Source organism: Chryseobacterium capnotolerans, assembly GCF_021278965.1.
Taxonomy (GTDB): domain Bacteria; phylum Bacteroidota; class Bacteroidia; order Flavobacteriales; family Weeksellaceae; genus Chryseobacterium; species Chryseobacterium capnotolerans.
Genome location: NZ_CP065589.1, coordinates 2098682 through 2117934 on the forward strand (window position 1 = coordinate 2098682; position 19253 = coordinate 2117934).

At 37.8% G+C, this 19253-nt stretch carries 16 protein-coding genes and 1 pseudogene; 4 read left to right on the forward strand and 13 right to left on the reverse strand.

The genetic code is table 11. From position 1 onward, the window contains the following. Positions 1–82: 82 nt before the first annotated feature. From H5J24_RS10010 to H5J24_RS10045, 8 genes are all read right to left on the reverse strand, one after another. Complete coding sequence (locus tag H5J24_RS10010) at positions 83–1930, reverse strand: zinc-dependent metalloprotease (protein ID WP_232816274.1); 1848 nt, start codon at positions 1928–1930, stop codon at positions 83–85. A gap of 1 nt (position 1931) precedes the next feature. Then, positions 1932–2237 (reverse strand): hypothetical protein, encoded by a 306-nt coding sequence (locus H5J24_RS10015; protein ID WP_232816275.1) that lies wholly within the window; start codon positions 2235–2237, stop codon positions 1932–1934. Between the two features lie 213 nt (positions 2238–2450). Continuing rightward, on the reverse strand, positions 2451–3716 hold the full coding sequence (locus tag H5J24_RS10020; RefSeq protein WP_068943303.1) for an NAD(P)/FAD-dependent oxidoreductase: 1266 nt from the start codon (positions 3714–3716) through the stop codon (positions 2451–2453). Positions 3717–3731: 15 nt separating this feature from the next. Beyond that, a complete protein-coding gene (locus H5J24_RS10025) occupies positions 3732–4730 on the reverse strand; it encodes a 4-hydroxyproline epimerase (RefSeq protein WP_068943302.1) in 999 nt (332 codons plus the stop codon). Beyond that, positions 4727–6211, reverse strand: a complete 1485-nt coding sequence (locus H5J24_RS10030) for an aldehyde dehydrogenase (NADP(+)) (RefSeq protein WP_068943301.1) — start codon at positions 6209–6211, stop codon at positions 4727–4729. The genes H5J24_RS10025 and H5J24_RS10030 overlap by 4 nt, the downstream gene beginning before the upstream one ends. Positions 6212–6227: 16 nt before the next feature. Then, positions 6228–7133: a dihydrodipicolinate synthase family protein gene (locus tag H5J24_RS10035; protein WP_068943300.1), complete on the reverse strand. Its 906-nt coding sequence runs from the start codon at positions 7131–7133 to the stop codon at positions 6228–6230. Between the two features lie 88 nt (positions 7134–7221). Next, positions 7222–7476 carry a helix-turn-helix domain-containing protein gene (locus H5J24_RS10040; protein ID WP_232816276.1) on the reverse strand — a complete coding sequence of 85 codons (255 nt, stop codon included), beginning with the start codon at positions 7474–7476 and terminating at the stop codon, positions 7222–7224. Continuing rightward, positions 7473–8105 carry a cupin domain-containing protein gene (locus H5J24_RS10045; RefSeq protein WP_232816277.1) on the reverse strand — a complete coding sequence of 211 codons (633 nt, stop codon included), beginning with the start codon at positions 8103–8105 and terminating at the stop codon, positions 7473–7475. The genes H5J24_RS10040 and H5J24_RS10045 overlap by 4 nt, the downstream gene beginning before the upstream one ends. Positions 8106–8292: 187 nt before the next feature. Between H5J24_RS10045 and H5J24_RS10050 the strand changes: the two are divergent. The 3 genes and pseudogenes from H5J24_RS10050 (at position 8293) to H5J24_RS10060 (ending at position 12861) form a co-directional block, all read left to right on the forward strand. Then, positions 8293–9688 (forward strand): annotated as a pseudogene (locus H5J24_RS10050) (aminopeptidase P family protein). A 14-nt stretch (positions 9689–9702) separates the two neighbouring features. After that, the gene (locus H5J24_RS10055) at positions 9703–11874 is read left to right on the forward strand and encodes a S9 family peptidase (RefSeq protein ID WP_082811214.1); all 2172 of its coding nucleotides are present in this window, start codon (positions 9703–9705) and stop codon (positions 11872–11874) included. Positions 11875–12255: 381 nt separating this feature from the next. Continuing rightward, positions 12256–12861 (forward strand): DNA-3-methyladenine glycosylase, encoded by a 606-nt coding sequence (locus tag H5J24_RS10060; protein ID WP_068943297.1) that lies wholly within the window; start codon positions 12256–12258, stop codon positions 12859–12861. 6 nt (positions 12862–12867) lie between these two features. Here the strand turns inward: H5J24_RS10060 and mug are convergent, their stop codons facing one another. Further along, complete coding sequence (gene mug, locus H5J24_RS10065; protein ID WP_082811213.1) at positions 12868–13368, reverse strand: G/U mismatch-specific DNA glycosylase; 501 nt, start codon at positions 13366–13368, stop codon at positions 12868–12870. Between the two features lie 259 nt (positions 13369–13627). Between mug and H5J24_RS10070 the strand changes: the two genes are divergently transcribed. After that, positions 13628–13945: a DMT family transporter gene (locus tag H5J24_RS10070; protein ID WP_068943296.1), complete on the forward strand. Its 318-nt coding sequence runs from the start codon at positions 13628–13630 to the stop codon at positions 13943–13945. 84 nt (positions 13946–14029) lie between these two features. Here the strand turns inward: H5J24_RS10070 and H5J24_RS10075 are convergent, their stop codons facing one another. The 4 genes from H5J24_RS10075 to H5J24_RS10090 form a co-directional block, all read right to left on the reverse strand. Further along, a complete protein-coding gene (locus tag H5J24_RS10075; protein ID WP_068945095.1) occupies positions 14030–14461 on the reverse strand; it encodes a hypothetical protein in 432 nt (143 codons plus the stop codon). A 232-nt stretch (positions 14462–14693) separates the two neighbouring features. Next, positions 14694–16130 (reverse strand): SusD/RagB family nutrient-binding outer membrane lipoprotein, encoded by a 1437-nt coding sequence (locus tag H5J24_RS10080; RefSeq protein WP_068943295.1) that lies wholly within the window; start codon positions 16128–16130, stop codon positions 14694–14696. An 11-nt stretch (positions 16131–16141) separates the two neighbouring features. Further along, positions 16142–16498: a hypothetical protein gene (locus H5J24_RS10085; protein ID WP_232816278.1), complete on the reverse strand. Its 357-nt coding sequence runs from the start codon at positions 16496–16498 to the stop codon at positions 16142–16144. An 8-nt stretch (positions 16499–16506) separates the two neighbouring features. After that, the gene (locus H5J24_RS10090; protein WP_232816279.1) at positions 16507–19140 is read right to left on the reverse strand and encodes a SusC/RagA family TonB-linked outer membrane protein; all 2634 of its coding nucleotides are present in this window, start codon (positions 19138–19140) and stop codon (positions 16507–16509) included. Positions 19141–19253 lie beyond the last annotated feature (113 nt).

Below are 19253 nucleotides of genomic sequence, written 5' to 3' on the forward strand. Positions count from 1 at the left end.
AAAAATTAAGTCCATCTTTTATTCAACAAGTGAATAACTAAAATATCAATACTAAATTATTTCATTAAATGTATGTTTTATCCTATTTTTTAATGAATTTCTGGGAAGATTTCCCTAAAGAAGTCTCAATATCAATTAAATAAGTTCCGCTTAGGAAGTGTTTAACATCAACCTTATCGCCAATAACTTTAGCATTCATTTTTCTTCCAGACATGTCGTAAACAGAAATTGATTTAATTTCCCCTTTTGTTTTAATATTCAATACATCAGAAACTGGATTCGGATAAATGGATGTTTCTGAATTTGTTGTATCAACGTCTGAAGTGGATAATGGTGATGATAATGCACAAGGTGTTGTAATACTGCCATATGGTTGTGTATTATATGCAAACTCAGTTACAGAATAACCTGAACCATTGGCCCCAACATTCAGTTTGAAATAGCCGTTAATATTGTAGCCTTCGAATTGGTTTCTAAAACCAACATAAGCGGTTTGGCCAGACCAGGTAGTGTATGTAGGGGTGTACACGTCAAGTTGTCCAGGAGTACCCGTTGGATAACCTATATTATTTGCATTACTTATAGTGGTACAAGATGGAATTAAACTAATATTTCTTGTCCCTACTCCACATACTAATCCTTTCCAATAGGTTTCCAATTTTAATTGATTGGCGCCATAGTACCAAGCGCCATACCCTGCATCATCACTAAGCTCCGGGTTAATGATAAAGTATTTCCAAGGTGCTCCGGAATTGGTGGTTACTGTTGTTGGGTTTGGATTGGCATAACTTTCCAGAGGAGTTCCTGTAACTATTTTATAGGGATCTTTGTAAGAAAAAGTTAATGCCAAAGATGTAGTTGAACCTAATGAAGTTACACCTCCTGTTATAGCAGGATTTAGGAACGTAATTGCTGAATTCAAGACCTGACTTTTAGGATGACTGGTTGCTGCACCGTTTATGGTAAGTGCAGCAGTAGTAGGGCTTGTAACTGCTATAGCTGCTGTTAGTCCTGCTGGTAATGAAGAAGTGAAATGTGTTCCTGCAATAAGAGTTGTTCCATTCGGTACGGCAAATGTTGCTCCGTTTAGCGTAATGGTTGATTTAGGAGCAGATGCTACTGTTCCATCTAATGACACCGCTCCATTATTGTTTAAGTTCTCTGTAAAGGTACTGTTGCTAAGGGTTAATTTAGGCGGAGTATTGGCAACTCCTGTTGCCGCTAAGTTGGCAGGCTGCCATAAATTTATTCTTGACGGGTGATTTAATGCGGCTAACATTCTGTTAACTTGTCCATTGGTAAACATTTTATAACAACCAGCGGAACCATTGTATCCCATATAGTTTTCAACGTTCACTTTTTGTCCAAGACAATTGTTTCCAGTTGTACATCCTAATCCGGAAGAATTATTTTCTACAGGGGTGTCGGCAACTCCGTCACCATCATTACCAGGATTCGCCGTTGAGCAAAGAACATTGAACGTGTGTTGAAGATTTAACCAATGCCCAAATTCGTGAGTGAATGTATCAGAAAACTCGTTTGAAGCCACGGTTCCTGCAGCATCATATATATAACGGCCATTATAAACAACTCTTGCTGTATTTACTGAAGACATGTATGAATCCGGGTACCAGGCAACTCCTGATTGATATAAATCTTTATCAGCATATAGGTCATTTTGTATATACACATTCATATACTTTGTATTATCCCATGCATCTGCGCCAATTTGTGCATCATATCCGCCTCCGTTGCCATATCCACTTTTGAAAGGATGAAATACCACTCCGCTTGTTGCTTTTCCGGTTGGGTCAATTTTAGCTAAGCGGAATTCAATGCTTAATGTACCTCTAATAGGCTGGAAGTAAGAATCTATAGTGTTTGAATCGGTATTAATTCCATTGAAGTTTAAGTTGATTTGTTGCAGCAAGTCAACTACTTTTTTGGTAATTTACTTTTACATTACTCTGAGATTCTCCATACACATGAAAAACCACAGGGATGATGTAGGTGGGATTGCTGGCCTTTTTATTCAATGGAGTTTTGTTTGATTCCATTTTTTTTACAAAATCTTTGGTGAATTTTTCAAAATTTTCATATTCAGCCTTAGATTCAGGGTGCCGTTCGAAATGTTTTTTCATCATTTCATCAGCTTTACACTCATGAGGTCTGTTTTCTTGAGCAAAACCTATTATTGGAAATAGGGAAACAAGTAGTAGTAATTTAAATTTTTTCATGATTTTTTGGATTTGTTTGTTAATAAATTATTTGAATAGTCAATTTTTTCTATGCTTTTGTCAACAACTTTACCATCTCCAAGGGTTCTAATTCTTTGCTTTCACAGGAATAGCAAAATAAGAACGCGTTAAAAAATGCAATCTTCATAATAGAATGTATTGCAAGAGTTACTGTTTTCATAAATAATAATTTTGTGTGTTATGTGATGTTTTCTAATTAAATCTTTCAGGGTTGAATATCTTTATCTCAACCGTTGGCTTTTGGTCATTGGCAAGTTCTGAAACTGTTTTTCCGAAAATAGGTCCGAGACTTAAGCCCATCATTCCGCCTCCACCAGCAATAATCAGGTTTTTTAGTTTGGAAGACTGGCCCAGATAAGGAAGCCCATCCGGAGCACAAGGTCTGTAGCCGAACCAGATTTCCGATTCTTTGGGTAATTTAACCTGAAAATCCGGCAAATATTTGGGAATAGATTGTACGATTCCCTCTACCCTCTTCATATTAATTTTATTCTGATGGGAAGCCAGTTCCATAGTGCCTCCAAAACGGATCTGTCCATTCATAGGGGTTACCGCTACTCTTGCTTCCAGTAATAATGCTGCATGTTCCAATGTGTTGACTGGATTTTCAAGGGTATACATGAAAGAATAGCCTTTCCCTGGCATCAGCTGAGTTTTAATACCTGCTTTTTGAGCCAATTCGGGTAAAAATGAACCTCCGGTCATAATGAAACGATCTGCTGAAAACTTTTTACCATTGGCGATTACTGCTTTAATGGTGTTTCCTGCAATTTCATAGCTTGTTACCCTATGCTGTGTGTGGAAAATGACTCCATTATTTTTAAGGTAAGAGATCATTTGTTTCATCAGCTTCATGGGATTCATGTGACCATCACATCTGTAATTAACTCCTCCTATAACATCCAGTTGAACATTGGGTTCTAGTGCCTGAATTTCCTTTTTGTCAAGGATATCAACAGGGAGTCCCAAATTGATGGCTTTATAGGCTAATTCTGTTTCTTCCTCGGCTACTTTTTCTGTTTTATAGAGCATCAGAATTCCGTTTTGATTCAATTCAAAATCAAATTCTTCTTTTCCAGCAATTTCATTGTAAAGGCTGCTGCTTGCGAGATTAAGATCTCTGATTGCCTGTGCAGAACGGTCTACATGGTTTTGATTGGAATGTTTCAGAAATTTCAATCCCCATGATACCAGTTGAGTACTCAGCGACGGCTTCACATAAAACGGACTTTTACTGTCGAACATCCATCGGATGCCCTGTGCAACAACTCCAGGAGCAGCCAATGGGGTAAAATGACTGGGTACAATCATCCCTGCATTGCCATAAGAGCAATTGTTACTAAGGTCATTTTGTTCCAGAATTTCTACCTGCCAGCCTTTCTGTAAAAGATAATAGGCTGAGCTTAATCCTGCGATTCCGGCACCTATAATCAGTGCTTTGCCTTTATTTTGTGTCATAACTCGTTGTAAATTTTACATTACCTGAAATCCTTGCCAGTAAGGATCTTCATCATCAATAATAATCTGATTGTAGCCGGTAATTCTCGCCCAGCCTTCTACTGAAGGAATAATAGCCGGTTTACCATCAATAGTAGCTGTTCCCTCAATTCTTCCAATAAACTGGGAACCGATATAGCTTTCATGGATGAATTCTTCCCCTTCTTTTAATTTTCCTTTTGCATACCATTGAGCCATTCTTGCAGAAGTTCCTGTACCACAAGGAGAGCGATCTAATGCATTCTCTCCTACTAAAACAGCATTTCGTCCACTGGCTTTAGGATCTGTAGGGTTTCCCGTCCATTGAATGTGGCTTAATCCGGAAATATGTTCATTTTCAGGGTGGATGAATTGGTATTTTTCATTAAGCAGTTTTCTGATGATCTTCCCATAATGAATAAGCTGGCTTGCCGAGAAATCAGAAATATCTCTGAAATTTTCCTGAGGGTCAATAATGGCGTAGAAGTTTCCTCCATAGGCCACATCTGCCTTTATCAATCCAAGATCGGGGCATTCCACCTCCAGGTTTTCAGCATAAAGGAATGATTTTACGTTGGTCAGTTTTACAGATTTTACTTTTTTGCCTTCCTGTATATAATCTATGAGAATAAGTCCTGCTGGTGTTTCCAATCGTAATTTTCCTGGAATTTTAGGAACAACCAGCCCTTCTTCTATGGCAATGGTAACTGTTCCTATGGTTCCGTGTCCACACATCGGAAGGCAGCCACTGGTTTCAATGTATAAAACTCCGATATCATTTGCTTCATCAATAGGTGGATAAAGAATGCTTCCGCTCATCATATCATGGCCACGGGGTTCAAACATTAATCCTTTTCGGATCCAGTCATATTCTTTCATGAAGTGAAGCCTGCGCTCCATCATAGAATTTCCATTCAAAATAGGTCCACCACCTGCAACAAGACGTACAGGGCATCCACAGGTATGGGAGTCTATGCAAAAAAATGTTCTGTTCATACGGTTTCTAATTGTAATGATCCTGAATTCACTTCTCCATCTACGATTCTGCTGATCTGCAATGGATTTTCATTTTTTAATTCTTCCGGTAAGAATTCTTCCGGCCAGTTTTGAAAAGAAATAGGGCGAACAAATCGTTTAACAGCATCTGGTCCTACGGAAGTAAAGCGGGAATCTGTAGTTGAAGGAAAAGGCCCTCCATGCTGCATGGCATACACAACTTCTACTCCGGTTGGCATTCCGTTGAATAACAGTCTTCCACACTTATCTTTCAAAAGATGAATCAGTTCAGAGTTCTCACGAACATCATCAGAAGTAGCTGCTACAGTAATGGTTAACTGTCCTTTTAAGTTTTGAGCAATCTGTATAAGCTCTTCTTTGTTTTCACAAGTGACAATGATCCCAAAAGGTCCGAAGACTTCTTCGCTCAGCACGGGATTATTGAGGAAATTTTGAGCAGTGGTTTTGATAATGACTGCACTTCCTTTTCCTTCTTCAGTTCCTCTTGAAGCAATTACTTCAATATCAGGCTGCTTTATTGCATTTGCTTTATGCTTTTCAAAGCTTTCATATATGCCATTGTGCAGCATGTTAGCAGGGGTAACTTCCTGAATTTCCTTTTTAACTGCAGTGATAAAACGATTCAGGGATTCTCCTTTAACAGCAATAAATACTCCCGGATTGGTACAGAACTGTCCTACTCCTAATGTTAATGAGCCGATGTATTCTTTAGCTAAAGCCTCTGCTTTATTTTCAATCAAGTTTTTAAGTGCAAATACCGGATTAATGCTTCCCATTTCAGCAAATACGGGAATAGGGTTTTCACGGCGATTGGCGATGTCAAACAAAGCTTTTCCACCACTGAAAGAACCTGTAAATGCTACTGCCTGTATATCTTTGTGTTGCGTTAAATAAGCTCCTGTTTCATAAGAAGTTCCGGTAATATGACTGAAAATACCTTCATGCCATCCAATTTTTTTTACTGCATTTATTATAGTATCAGCCATCATCTGAGAGGTCTTAGGATGTGCCGGATGCGCTTTTACAATAACGGGGCAGCCCGCTCCTATAGCACTTGCTGTATCACCTCCGGCTGTGGAAAAAGCAAAAGGAAAATTACTGGCTCCGAAAACCACCACAGGTCCTAATCCTATATTATATTTTCTGAGATCTCCTTTCTGTTTTTCAGGCTGGGCAAGATCAATCCTTGGCTCAATGTAGATTCCTGAGGCTACAGCTTTTGCATAACTTCTCCATTGGCCTATTGTTCTGGCTTTTTCACCGGTAAGTCTTGCCAGAGGTAATGAAGTTTCAGCATGAGCAGTAGTTAAAAGTTCTTCTCCTAAAGCTTCAATTTCATCGGCAACAATATTCATGAATGCTGCCCTTTGTTTTATGGTTGTATTTTTCAGGAATTGATATGCTTCGGAAGCCATCTGAATCCTTACCTCAATGTTTTCTTTTGATGTTTCTTCAATCATAGCTTTTGTTTTGGTGTTAGTCTAATGTTGGACGATTCGCTCTGCCCTCTTCAATAATCTTATTGACTTTTTGGGCTTCTTCCCCCTGAAGTTCAAGGCGTGGTGCTCTTACATATGGATTGCTGATTCCTTCAGCGGTAGCAGCCAGTTTGATATACTGAATAAGCTTTGGATGAATATCTAACTCTAATAATGGCATAAACCACCTGTAAATAGACACGGCTTTATCATATTGACCTGTTTTAGCATAGTTGTACATGGCCATTGTTTCATTAGGGAAAGCATCTACAAGTCCTGCTACCAATCCATCAGCTCCAAGCATTAGGGTTTCAAGGCAGATGGTATCTACTCCGCCAAGAATTTTGATTCTGGTTCCAAAACGGTTAATCATTCTGGTTACATTCGCCAGATCTCTTGTGGATTCTTTAACTGCTTGAATGGTTGGATATTCTATAAGTTCACCAAACATTTCCAGGGTGACATAGATTCCGTAATCAACAGGGTTGTTATAAATAAGGATGGGAAGGTCTGTAGCAGTGGCAACTGCTTTGAAATATTCTACCACTTCACGGCTGTCAGCTTTGTAGCGCATTGGAGGAAGCAGCATTAATCCGTCAGCTCCTGATTCTTTTGCTTTTTGAGCAAAGTTTATGGCATTTTTGGTTGTATTTTCAGAAAGGTTAAGAATAACAGGAATTCTGCCCTGTGTAATCTTTTTAGCATATTGGAGAAGTTCAAATTTTTCTTCAGTTTCCAACGCGCTGGCTTCTCCTAATGTTCCGGCAAGAATAATCCCATGAACTCCGGCTTTAATCTGGGCTTCTGTATTGACTGCAAACATTTCAAAATCAATCTTTCCTTCTCTTGTAAAAGGAGTTAATACAGCAGGATAAATACCTTCCCAGTTTAGTTTTGTACTCATATCAAATAATATTTATTCAAAACTAAGTGAATTTTAAAACGGTAAATGTTAATATTTTAATGTATTCTAACCGTATTTTAACATGTAGTTATTCGTGGTCAAAAGTAGCTTCTTTATAATGCTTCAGGTATTCTTTGGGAGAGTATTTCATAATGGATTTAAAAACCCGGTTGAAATTGGTCAAACTATTAAATCCGCTGTTAAAAGCAACAGATGAGATGCTGTACATATTGCTGGAGGTTAATAATCTGCAGGCTCTTTGTACCCGTAACTCATTAAGATATTGAATATAAGTAATCCTTGTCCGTTTTTTAAAAGATCTGCAAAATGCCTGAGGCGTCATACAAGCTTTTTGGCAATGGTATCAAGGGTAAGTTTATGCTGGGTGAAATTCTTCTTAATATAGGATTGGGCATCTATAATTCGCTGGTCATTGTCGGAAATATGATTAGAGAGGTTCTTTTCCGAAGATAATGGAATATGCAGATGCCTGTTTTGCATCAGGTGGTTTAAGATCTTGATAAAATCTATGATCTGTTCTACCCCTTGCGTCTTTTGCAAGGCTGACATGCTTTCTCCTACGCTTGATTTTAATTTTGAAGCAACCTGAAATCCTACTTTTGAGTGTTCGATGAAGTTTTTAAGTTCTTCAAATTCCGGTAGATCAAAGAAAGCGGATATTTTTTTATCAGGATCGAAAAAAATAGAGATCGCGTGAACTTTTTGTTTTTCATTTTCAGCAAAATCACCTTTAAAAACGTGTGATTGATTGGCTCCCAGATAGAAAATATCTCCGGGTTCAAAAGTGAAAAGGTTCTGTTCTATAGCAAGAGTACCATGTCCTTTAAGGATCCACATGATTTGTGTTTCAGTATGCCGATGGAAATAAGGATAGAAATTAGGCATAATATCTTCCTGAATACGGATGCTTTTATTAGTGTCGGCTGGGACTGAAAACTGGAGACTCTTCATACAAACAATATTTTATAAGACCAATGAATGGATAGGTTAAAATATTGCCGAATTTAAACAAAATATGAACATAACCTATCATATTAAAATCCAAACTTTACATACTCATTATTTTAATGAAGAAAGGGCTTCAAATAGTACAAAATCGTAACTTTAACTTTTTAAAATAAAAACTATTCATAAATATATGTTTTCAGCACAAACTTATCAAGACAGAAGAGCCGTATTGCAGGGCAATGTGGTGAATGGAATTCTATTAATTTTAGGAAATATAGAAAATCCTGTAAATTTTGAGCATAATCCTTATTATTTCCGTCAGGACAGTACTTTCCTTTATTATTTCGGAATCCAGGAGCCAAAGATTGCAGCCATTATTGATATTGATGAAAATAAGACCATTATTTTCGGAGATGAATTGAGTATTGATGATATTGTATGGATGGGAAGACAGGAAACTTTGAAAGAAAAAAAGTCTGAAATCTGGTGTACACGAAACGTTACCGTATGCAGAGCTTTCCCAATATCTCCTGAAAGCACAATCCTCCGGGAGAAAGGTACATTATCTTCCTCCTTATCAGCCTTCCAATAAAATTTTACTGACTGATCTTTTAGGGATTAAAATAGCAGAATTACAACCTTCTGTAGAGATGATTAAAGCGGTTGTAAAGCAACGTTCTATAAAAGAAGCCCAGGAAATCGTACAGATTGAAGAAGCAGTGAATGTATCCAATGAAATGCATCTGCTGGCGATGAGAATGGCTAAACCGGGTGTTAAAGAATATGAAATTGCCAATGCGATTCAATATCTTGCAGCTAATAAAGAATGTCAGATGTCTTATCCTCCAATTGTGACGATAAATGGTGGTATTCTTCATAACCATTATCGTCTTAATACGCTGAAGGAAGGTGATCTTTTCCTGAATGATTCCGGTGCTGAAACGGCGATGGGATACGCAGGTGACTTAACCAGAACATTTCCTGTAAGCAAAACTTTCAGCACGAAACAAAAGGAAATGTATGAAATTGTTCTGAATTCATTTAATAATGCCCATCATCTTTTGAAACCTGGTGTTAAATTCAAAGACATTTATCTGAAAGCTTCCGAATATCTGGTTGAAGGGCTTGTAGATCTTGGACTGATGAAAGGAAACCCTGAAGAAGCGGTAAAAAATAATGCCCATACCCTGTTTTTTCAGTGCGGATTAGGGCATATGATGGGATTGGATGTACATGATATGGAGGATCTTGGAGAACAATATATTGGTTATACAGAAGAAGAACCAAAAGATACCCAAACATTCGGTCTTAAATCTTTACGTTTAGGAAAAGCTTTGGAATCCGGATATGTAGTGACAGTAGAACCGGGTATTTATATGATTCCTGAGTTGATTGATATCTGGCAGGCTGAAAATAAAAACGCGGAATTCATTAATTATGATAAAGTGAATGAATACCGAAACTTCGGCGGCGTTCGTGTAGAAGATGATTTCCTGATTACAGATGACGGGTACAGACTTCTTGGAAACGGATTGATTACTACAGTTGATGAAATTGAAAACTACAGAGCCGAATATTTAGCTTAATTGAGATCATATTTATGAAAAATATAAAAAAAATAACGGCTATTGCCTTATACTTTTTGTGCCTGTCGCCATTGGCTGCGCAAAAAACACAATGGACTCCTGATGGGAATGCTTATTATTCGTTTACTCAAAATGGGGTTGGAATTATAGATGTGCTGAATCCCGGAAAAGATCAGGCTTTTTTAAGCAATAATGAATTGATTCCTTCCGGAAGTTCTACAGCTTTAGAAGTACAGAGTTTTCAGGTTTCTCCTGATAGCAAAAGTTTGCTGCTTTTCACTAATACCCAAAAAGTATGGCGGGACAATACCCGTGGGGATTATTGGATCTTTGATAAAAATACGAAAAAACTTACTCAGCTTGGAAAAGACTTGCCAACCTCATCATTAATGTTTGCCAAGTTCTCTCCTGATGGTAAAAAGGTAGCCTATGTTTCTAAACATAACATCTATATTGAAGACCTTTCCAATAATCAGCTTACTAAGATTACGAATGATGGTACAGACCGGATGATTAACGGTACTTTCGATTGGGCTTATGAAGAAGAATTCGGTACTCAAGATGGTTTCAGATGGTCTCCTGATGGAAGCAAAATTGCTTACTGGAAGCTGGATGCAAGAGGTACCAAGAACTTCCTGATGATTAATAATACGGATAGTTTGTACTCATTTACGGTTCCTGTAGAATACCCGAAAGTGGGTGAAAACCCTTCAGGATGCAGTATCTGGTTCTATGATCTTGATTCAAAATCTTCTAAGAAAGCAGATATTGCAGGTGATGAAGTACAGCATTATATTCCACGAATGGAATGGGTGCTGGATTCTAAATCTATTATTCTGCAGCAGCTGAACAGGAAACAGAATCAAAGTAAAATTATGGTGGCTGATGCCCAGTTGGGAAGCAGCAAAACGATCCATACAGAGACTGATGCAGCATGGATTGATATCAAATCCCGTTGGAATGACAATGATCCAAGCGGCTGGGACTGGATCAACAATGGTAAAGAGTTTTTATGGCTTTCTGAGAAAGACGGCTGGAGACATATTTATAAAATAGATATGAACGGTAAAGAAACTTTGCTTACCAAAGATGCCTTTGATGTGATAAAGCCAGAGTTTTTTGATATTCCGAATAAGCAGATTTATTTTTTAGCTTCGCCAGATAATGCCACTCAGAAATATCTGTATAAAGTAAGTATGCAGGGAGGAAAAGCTCAAAGACTTACACCTGAAGCCTATACAGGATCCAATCAATATATGATTTCTCCCAATGGGAAAATCGCCATGTTTAACAACAGCAGTGTCAATGCACGTTCAGCCGGAGCTGTGGTATCACTGCCGGAACATAAAGAACTTGTGGCGGCCAAAAGTACGTCAAAAGCTGATCCTGCAAGATCTAAAACAGAATTTTTCCAGATCACCACACAGGATGGTGTTACATTAGACGGATGGGTGGTAAAACCTAAAGATTTCGATCCCAACAAAAAATATCCCATTGTTTTCATGGTCTATGGCGAACCAGGCTCACAGACGGTAACGGATAATTTCTATACTGGGAAAAATGGGTTATATATCGGAGATATGGCCCAAGATGGGTATTTATATGTTTCTCTTGAAAACCGCGGAACACCAGCTCCTAAAGGCCGTGAATGGAGAAAATCCATCTACCGTAAAATAGGGCAGCTTAATATTCGCGATCAGGCGATGGGCGCTAAAGCTTTATTTGCAAAATGGTCTTATGTGGACACTTCCAGAGTGGCTGTATGGGGCTGGAGCGGTGGTGGTTCTTCCACATTAAACCTTTTAGGACAGTATCCTGATATTTACCAGACCGGAATTGCCATTGCACCGGTAACCAATCAATTATTCTACGACAATATTTATCAGGAACGTTATATGGGACTTCCACAGGAAAACAGAGAAGATTTTGTTAATGGTTCACCACTGGCTTATGCTAAAAACCTGAAAGGAAATCTGTTATTGGTTCACGGAACAGGTGATGATAACGTACATTATCAGAATACAGAAGTTTATATTAATGAACTTGTAAAATATAATAAACAGTTTCAGCTGATGTCTTACCCTAACAGAACGCACTCTATCAGTGAAGGAGAAGGAACATCGCTGCACTTAGCCACTATGTTTACAAAATATTTAAAAGAACACTGTCCTCCGGGAGGAAGGTAGATACATAATTAATGAAAGTCTCACAGGAATGTGGGGCTTTTTTGTTGAAGTAAGGAAGAAAAGGAGAAAGGAAGATGGGGGCTGGAAGATGGGAGTACTTGCAGTCAGGAGGCAATTCTATTTTTTTAGTGTTTTTAAGTAGTACTTTACTGAAGTTAAAAATATCATCCAGAAGTTATCAACGAAATAGTAACTTCCAACCTCCCTCTCCCCGCTTCCCTCTTTCTTTACTGTTTTTCAACAATGCCTTACTGAAATTTAAAATGCCATTCAGAAGTTATAAACGAAATAATAACTTCCAACCTCCCTCTTCCAGCTTCCAGCCTTTTATTTAACAAATTATTATTAATTTAGAGTAATAAACTACTAAAACCCACCCAATTGAAACTACCTCTTTCCTATTACTATAATCAAGATGTTCTTTTTCTGGCTCAGGATCTTCTGGGGAAAGTACTTTTTACAGAAATTAATGGTGAAATAGCAGCCGGAATTATTGTAGAGACTGAAGCATACAATGGAATATCAGACAAAGCGTCTCATGCTTATGGCGGCAGGCGTACAGACAGAACTGAGACTTTATATAATCAGGGCGGGATTTCCTATGTGTACTTATGTTATGGTATTCATCACCTTTTCAATGTGGTGACTTCTATAGAGAATGCCCCTCATGCTGTGCTGGTGAGAGCTGTTGAGCCATTAATAGGAAAAGAAATTATGGAACTCAGGAGAAATATGCCGGCTTCCAAAGCAGCCATTTCATCCGGTCCCGGATCTGCTGCTAAAGCATTGGGGATTGATCGTTCTTTCAATAAAAAAGACCTGAATGGAAGTGAAATCTGGATTGAAGATCATGGGATTCGGTATCCTTCTGATACTATTGCTGCAGGGCCTCGTATAGGTGTTGCTTATGCACAGGAAGATGCTCTGTTACCCTGGAGATTTTTTGTGAATGGGAATAAATACGTAAGTAAACCGAATAAAATATAGAGCTTATTATGGATGAATAGCCTGATAAAATTCTTTATAATATCCAACAAGATCATCCAGAGAAAATCGACGATTCAAGCCGCTGGTATTAGGTAAAACCCATATTTTAGCACCACAAAATTTCTCTGGTTGCTGCCCCCATTGAATTTCCTTCTTTTTAGAAAATGCTTTATAGGCTGCTTTACCCAGAAAAGCTACATATTGAGGTTGAAATTTCGTTATTTTGATTGTAAAAGCTTCAAGAGCTTCATCAAATTCATCTTTTGAAAGTTCGTCAGCACGGGACGTTGCCCTGGCAACAGCTGTTGTTAAGCCACATCCGAAGTCTAGTATAACAGTATCATTCACTGCCTCAATTTCGTAAGGCGTAAATCCGGATTGATGCAGGACTTTCCAAAAGCGATTGTTTCTTCCTGAAAAATGATGACCATCATTGGATGATTTCAAACCGGGATTAATTCCACAAAAAATAACATCGAGATTAGATTTAATGATATCTGTTAACATATTTGAAATAAATGAAATATTTCTATTCTTATTTTTATAGCTTAAAGGTATCAAAATTTCAGATATTCAGACTTTGTTATTGATAATAAAATGTTTAAAACGGTTCATTTCTAATATGGGACACTTTATCAGTGTTTTTTGCAGGATCACTCAGTTTATGTATTTCAATATGAAAAGGGTATGATAATTTTGTGTCGTAATAAGAAGAGTGAGATATCGAATAGAGAATATTTTCATTCCTAATCATTAAAAAAGTAGTATGAACTGGATTGCCTTAATTATCGCAGGAATGTTTGAAATCGGATGGCCATTGGGTCTTAAATTATCTCAGCAGCCTGAAAGTAATAAATGGAGCTGGATCATGTTTTCAATAGCATGTATGACAGTAAGCGGCGCGTTTCTTTGGTATGCTCAAAAAAGTATTCCTATTGGAACGGCTTATGCGGTGTGGACAGGAATTGGTGCGGTAGGAACTCTGTTGGTGGGAGTTCTGTTTTTCCAGGATTCTGCCAGTATTTTGAGATTGTTATCCGCATTACTGATTGTGGTTGGAATCATTGGGCTGAAACTTTTTTAAATGAAAATTGGCTTAAGATTATTACTAATCATTAAGCCAAAACATTATTCAACATTCGAATAATAAACCAACCACATTATATTATTATTGTTTAGTGCCTTCGTAATAAAATTCCACATCACTGGCAGCTGTTTTTTTCGTACTGATCTGTAAAGCTTTTGTCGAGATAAGATAGTTAACGCTTCCTTCAGGATCATTTCCTCCCACTCCCACGCCTACAGGGTTTACAGCACTTAAGACTTTAGGTGTTGCTACAGAATACACTTCGCCGGATTTGGGCTGAACCTTGATATGGGAAGCATCCACTTTTGAAACCACAACAATGGCATTATAATAATCCTGAGTAGCAATTCGTATGGTTCCTTTAAAAGTTCCAACTACCGGATCTATACTCTGTCCGGAACTTGGTGTAGGTTCATCATTATCATCATTACTCTTACAACTGAAAAATAAGCCTCCTATTATTACCATTACAATACAACCACTTATCAGTCTTTGAATTCCATTTACCGTCATAATTTTAATCATTTATTATTTACTCTTCAAAGGTGATGAAATGAAGGATAACCAGAAAAAAACATCTATAAAAGGAGAATTATTGTCTATGAATGCTCTTAAGGATCAAAGAAAAAGCCTGCATAGAAATACAGGCTTAAAGAGTGTACAAAATAATTGATATGAAAAAATAGAAAAATTTATACTGTGTTCAACACTAACTTCCAGCTTCCCTCTTCCTTCTCCCAGCTTTCTACTGAACATCCCAAAAAACTTTGGTGGTAAGCTTATCACCACCAATAGCCGCAGAAGCTTTAGCATAATTAGTACCATTGGTAGTAGCCTCTAACGTGGGATATTGAAGTCTCACAGGAACTTTTCCGCCCGCATTGGCAACAGCAGTTGGCGGAGCCTGTAAAATCGGATAATCTAATCTGCGATAGAAGTTCCAGGATATTACAGGGTGGTTATACATGGCAACCCAAGCCTGTTCTCCGATAGATTTTTTCCAGTTGGAAGCATCATACGGATGATTTAAAAGATAAGTCTGTGCCTGCTGAGCAGAAAGTCCCCATTCCAAAAAAGAAGCCTGTACAGCATTCTGGTAAAGCGCATCAGGGCTTCCGCCAATTCCGAATCTTGCAGCAGCTTCTGTAAGGTAAAAAGCAACTTCAGTACTGGTCATTATTTTTCCAGGAGTAATAGGTATGTAAGCAAAAATTCCCGGAGCGGAAAAATCTGAGAAAACACCAGGTACCCCAATTGCCTGCCCGATATATTCACCATGTACATCCTTAAAATATTGAGGCCTTCTGGGATCGGAAGTTGTATTCAGGAAGTCTATAAAAGGCTTTCCGCCAAAAAAATCATTCCGCCCGCTATTGGCAATATTTTCAAACAATGGATTAAAGTTCGGCGTTTCTTCCTGATATCTGAAATTGGCATTATCTGTTTCGTTGGTAATAACACCTCCATTAATAGCTTCATTAATAGTAGATTGAGCCAATGATGGATTAACATCTGATAGAGCAATTCCTAATTTTAAAAGCAATGAATTTCCAAACTTTTTCCATTTTCCTATATCTCCTCTATAAATAATATCTCCCGAACCGAAACTGCCTTCTCCTTCTTCCAGGTTATGAATATCTGTTTTTAGACGGGTAATTAATTTTTCGTAAATCTGCGTATCATCATCATAGATGGGAAGAGGATATTTTTCATAATTAAGAGCCTGGCTGTAAGGAATATCGCCGAAAGTATCAACAATGGTTTGAAAGGTATATACTGACAGTATATCAATAATTGCTAATTGATTCTGCTTTTTTACTGGCCATGCAATCTGTTCTGAAGCGGTGGGCTGATATTGCTCTATAAGCTCTTTAGCCTTATTCAGATTGTTCAAGACATTCACGTAATTGTCTGTCCATACATTATTGGAGACATTTCTTGCGGTAAAATTATAATTACTTTCACTCACATAAGTCACTTCCTGCCAGTATTGCATCGTAAGACGGAAATTGTTTTCATTAACACTTGGGGTGGTCATATAATCGCTCAGTTCTTTTTCTGCGTATGTAAGGAGAGGCTCAGGAGCCATATTGTAGGCTACATTCGGATCATCATTCACATCATCTGATGTACAGTTCATGAGCACCAATGCTAAAAGAGAGCTTATCATAATATTTTTCATAGTAATCGTTTTTAAAAATTAACTTTCAGATTGAAGGCGAAGTTTCTGGTAGCAGGCAGTACTCCGGATTGATATCCCTGAATGCTTCCGGATGAAAGTCCAGATTCCGGATCTGCATAGGGAAGGTTCTTATGAATAATCCATAGGTTACTTCCAATCAAACCAAGAGTAAGGTTCTGGATGCCTGCCTTTTTTAAGAATTGATTGTTAAAAGTGTAAGAAACAGATACCTGTCGCAGCTTGATAAAACTGGCATCATAGACAAATGCAGCTACAGGAGGATCGGTTTCCAAGGTCTGGCTGGACATTGAACGGTCAAGACGTATGGTATTGGGTATATAATGCCCCGGATTATTAGGATCCTGCATGACTCCCGCTAAAATAACACCACCTCCGTTTTCAAGTGTATTTCTGATAGGATTTCCAAGATCATTAATGCCAACAGAATCAGGATAAAGTCCGGTTCCATACCCGTAATACTGATCCAGGGAAAATATTTTACCCCTTTTTTCCAATCGATCTGAAAGCTTAGGTTAAAATTTTTATAGGTAAAGGAATTATTCAGCCCTGCAACAAAATCAGACTGAAAACTTCCAAGATTATGATTGCTGTCATCCGTATGCAGATAAGCTCCATTACTTCCTATAATTTTATTTCCATTGGGATCATACACAAAATCTGAACCCCAAATGCTTCCATATTCTTCGTTGAGAGGAGCGTTGATAGTGACTCCACCCTGCAATGTCCCCAGTGTAATATTTTCTATACCTTCCCTTAAGGCTGTAACTTTAGTTTTGGGGTTAGACCAGTTAATAGCCATATCCCAGGTGAAATGTTCAGATTTCAAAGGTGTAATATTTAAAGTAAGCTCAACTCCTTTTGTAGTAAGCTCTCCTGTGTTCTGAATTTTAGACAGAGAACCCGTTGCCAAAGAAATAGGAAGTGGTAATATCTGGTTAAACGCAGTATTGTGAAACCATGATAAGTCTATACCTATCCTATTCTTAAGAAACTGCATACTGGTTCCTATTTCAAAGTTTTTTAATTTCTGTGGAAGAAGATCCGCATTCCTTAAAGAGGTATTGTATGAATATACAGGATTATTCTCTATAGATGCCTGAGGAATGTATCGGTTTCTTAATTGATCTGCATTGGTATCAGAGCCTACTTCTGCATAGGCGGCTCTTATTTTTCCGAAATTTAACCATTGCTGTTTCAGCAGATTGGAAAATACAACACTTGCAGAAACGGATGGATAGTAATACACCTGTTTTGTTTTAGGTAATGCTGTAGACTGGTCTCTCCTGAAAGTTCCTTCCAGATAATAAGTGTTTTTATAACCTAAAGAGGCTTGTATAAAAGCACCATAAATATATTTTGTATTATCTATTACAATAGGTTTGGCTGGAGTCGATACCGAATTAGAGATAGTATACAGACCCGGAATATACAATCCTCCTGTAGTGGTTTGTGCATTAGAATAATTGGACTGAACATTCACATTTCCCCCTAATAATGCCTGCAGATTTAAATCCTGTGTAATATTGTTTTTATAGGTGGCCATCAGGTCATAATTGGTTTCTGTAAAACGGAGATTGGTAACGGCATATCCTGAAGGCTGCTCTATAGGATTAAAACTGAAAAAAACCGGCATAGATCCTACAGCTTTTCTTTCTTCGGTCATCATCGTATATCCGTCGATACCTACCCTTCCCAGGATATTGATATTTTTTGAAAGATCATAGCTCAGACTGAAGTTTCCGGCAAAACGGTCTCTACTGTCATTCTGATAATTCTCATACCGGGAAAAATAAGGATTGTCCCAATAAGATGGAAAAAGATTGCCAGGTCCTGTTATATTCCATGTATAATTTTTATGGTAAGTATCATAAAGATATTTCTGATACTTGAGGTCTATATTGGTAGGCCACCACTGGCGGAATCCAGTCATAATATTGTCTGTATATCCTGTGGAATTCCTTCCTTTGGTTCTTTGTGTGATATAATTGGCAAAAAGGCTTGCTGTAAGTTGATCTGTGATCTTATAAGTTGCATTTCCACCAAAATTGTTTTTCATTAAAGAAGAATTAGGCATAATATCAGTAGCATTGGTATTGGAATAACTCAATCGGAAGATAGCCCTTTCATTCCCGCCGCTTAAAGCAATATTATTGGTCTGATTGATAGCTTTTTCAAAGAAAGTAATCGGTCCGTTTTTAGCCATTACCCATGGTGTTTTCTTTCCAAAGTTTTTAGAACCAGGAATGAAAGCATCATACTGCCATACCATGAGGTTAGGATCGTAAGGAGCTCCATAAGAAGCGTCATGCCAAAAAATTGCCATAGGTCCATTCTGATATTCAGGGAAAAAATTCCCCAAATACCCTTGCCCGTATTGAGTCTGATATTCCGGAAATGTAGATTTGTCAATGGTAGAAACAGAAATACTGCCACTGTATTCCAGACCGATACCCTGTGCATTTTTCTTTCCTTTTTTAGTCGTAATGATAATGGCACCGTTTTGAGCCCGGGAACCGTATAAAGCAGTTGCTGCAGCTCCTTTTAATACATTTACAGTTTCAATATCATTGGGATTGATATCCGAAACCGGACTTCCGTAATCATAACCTCCAAATCCGTTCTGCTGTACTATGGAATTGATATTCCTGTTGATAATAGGAACACCGTCCACTACAAAAAGAGCCTGATTATCCCCTAAAATAGACTTGTATCCTCTAGAAACAGCATCTATTGAACCTCCGAAATTGGTAGACTGCCTGATCTCAAGCCCAGCTACTTTTCCCGATAAATTATTCAAAAAATTGGTCGTAGGATTCTTATTAATATCCTCACCTTTTACCTCTTGTGTAGAATATCCCAAAGATTTTTTTTCTCTTTTAATTCCTAGCGCAGTAACTACAATCCCTTCTATATTCTGGGTAGTAAGGGTGTCCTGTTTCCTCTGGCTGAAATAGGTTTCGCTTCCGATAAAAAAAGCGACCCCCTGCACTTAAAAGCTTTAATTTGTATTTCATAATTATTGATTTTGCTTATTGTTTGATCAAAATTCAATAATTGGTGAAGAATATGATGTAATCTATATATGAATGGCGGGATAGAGTC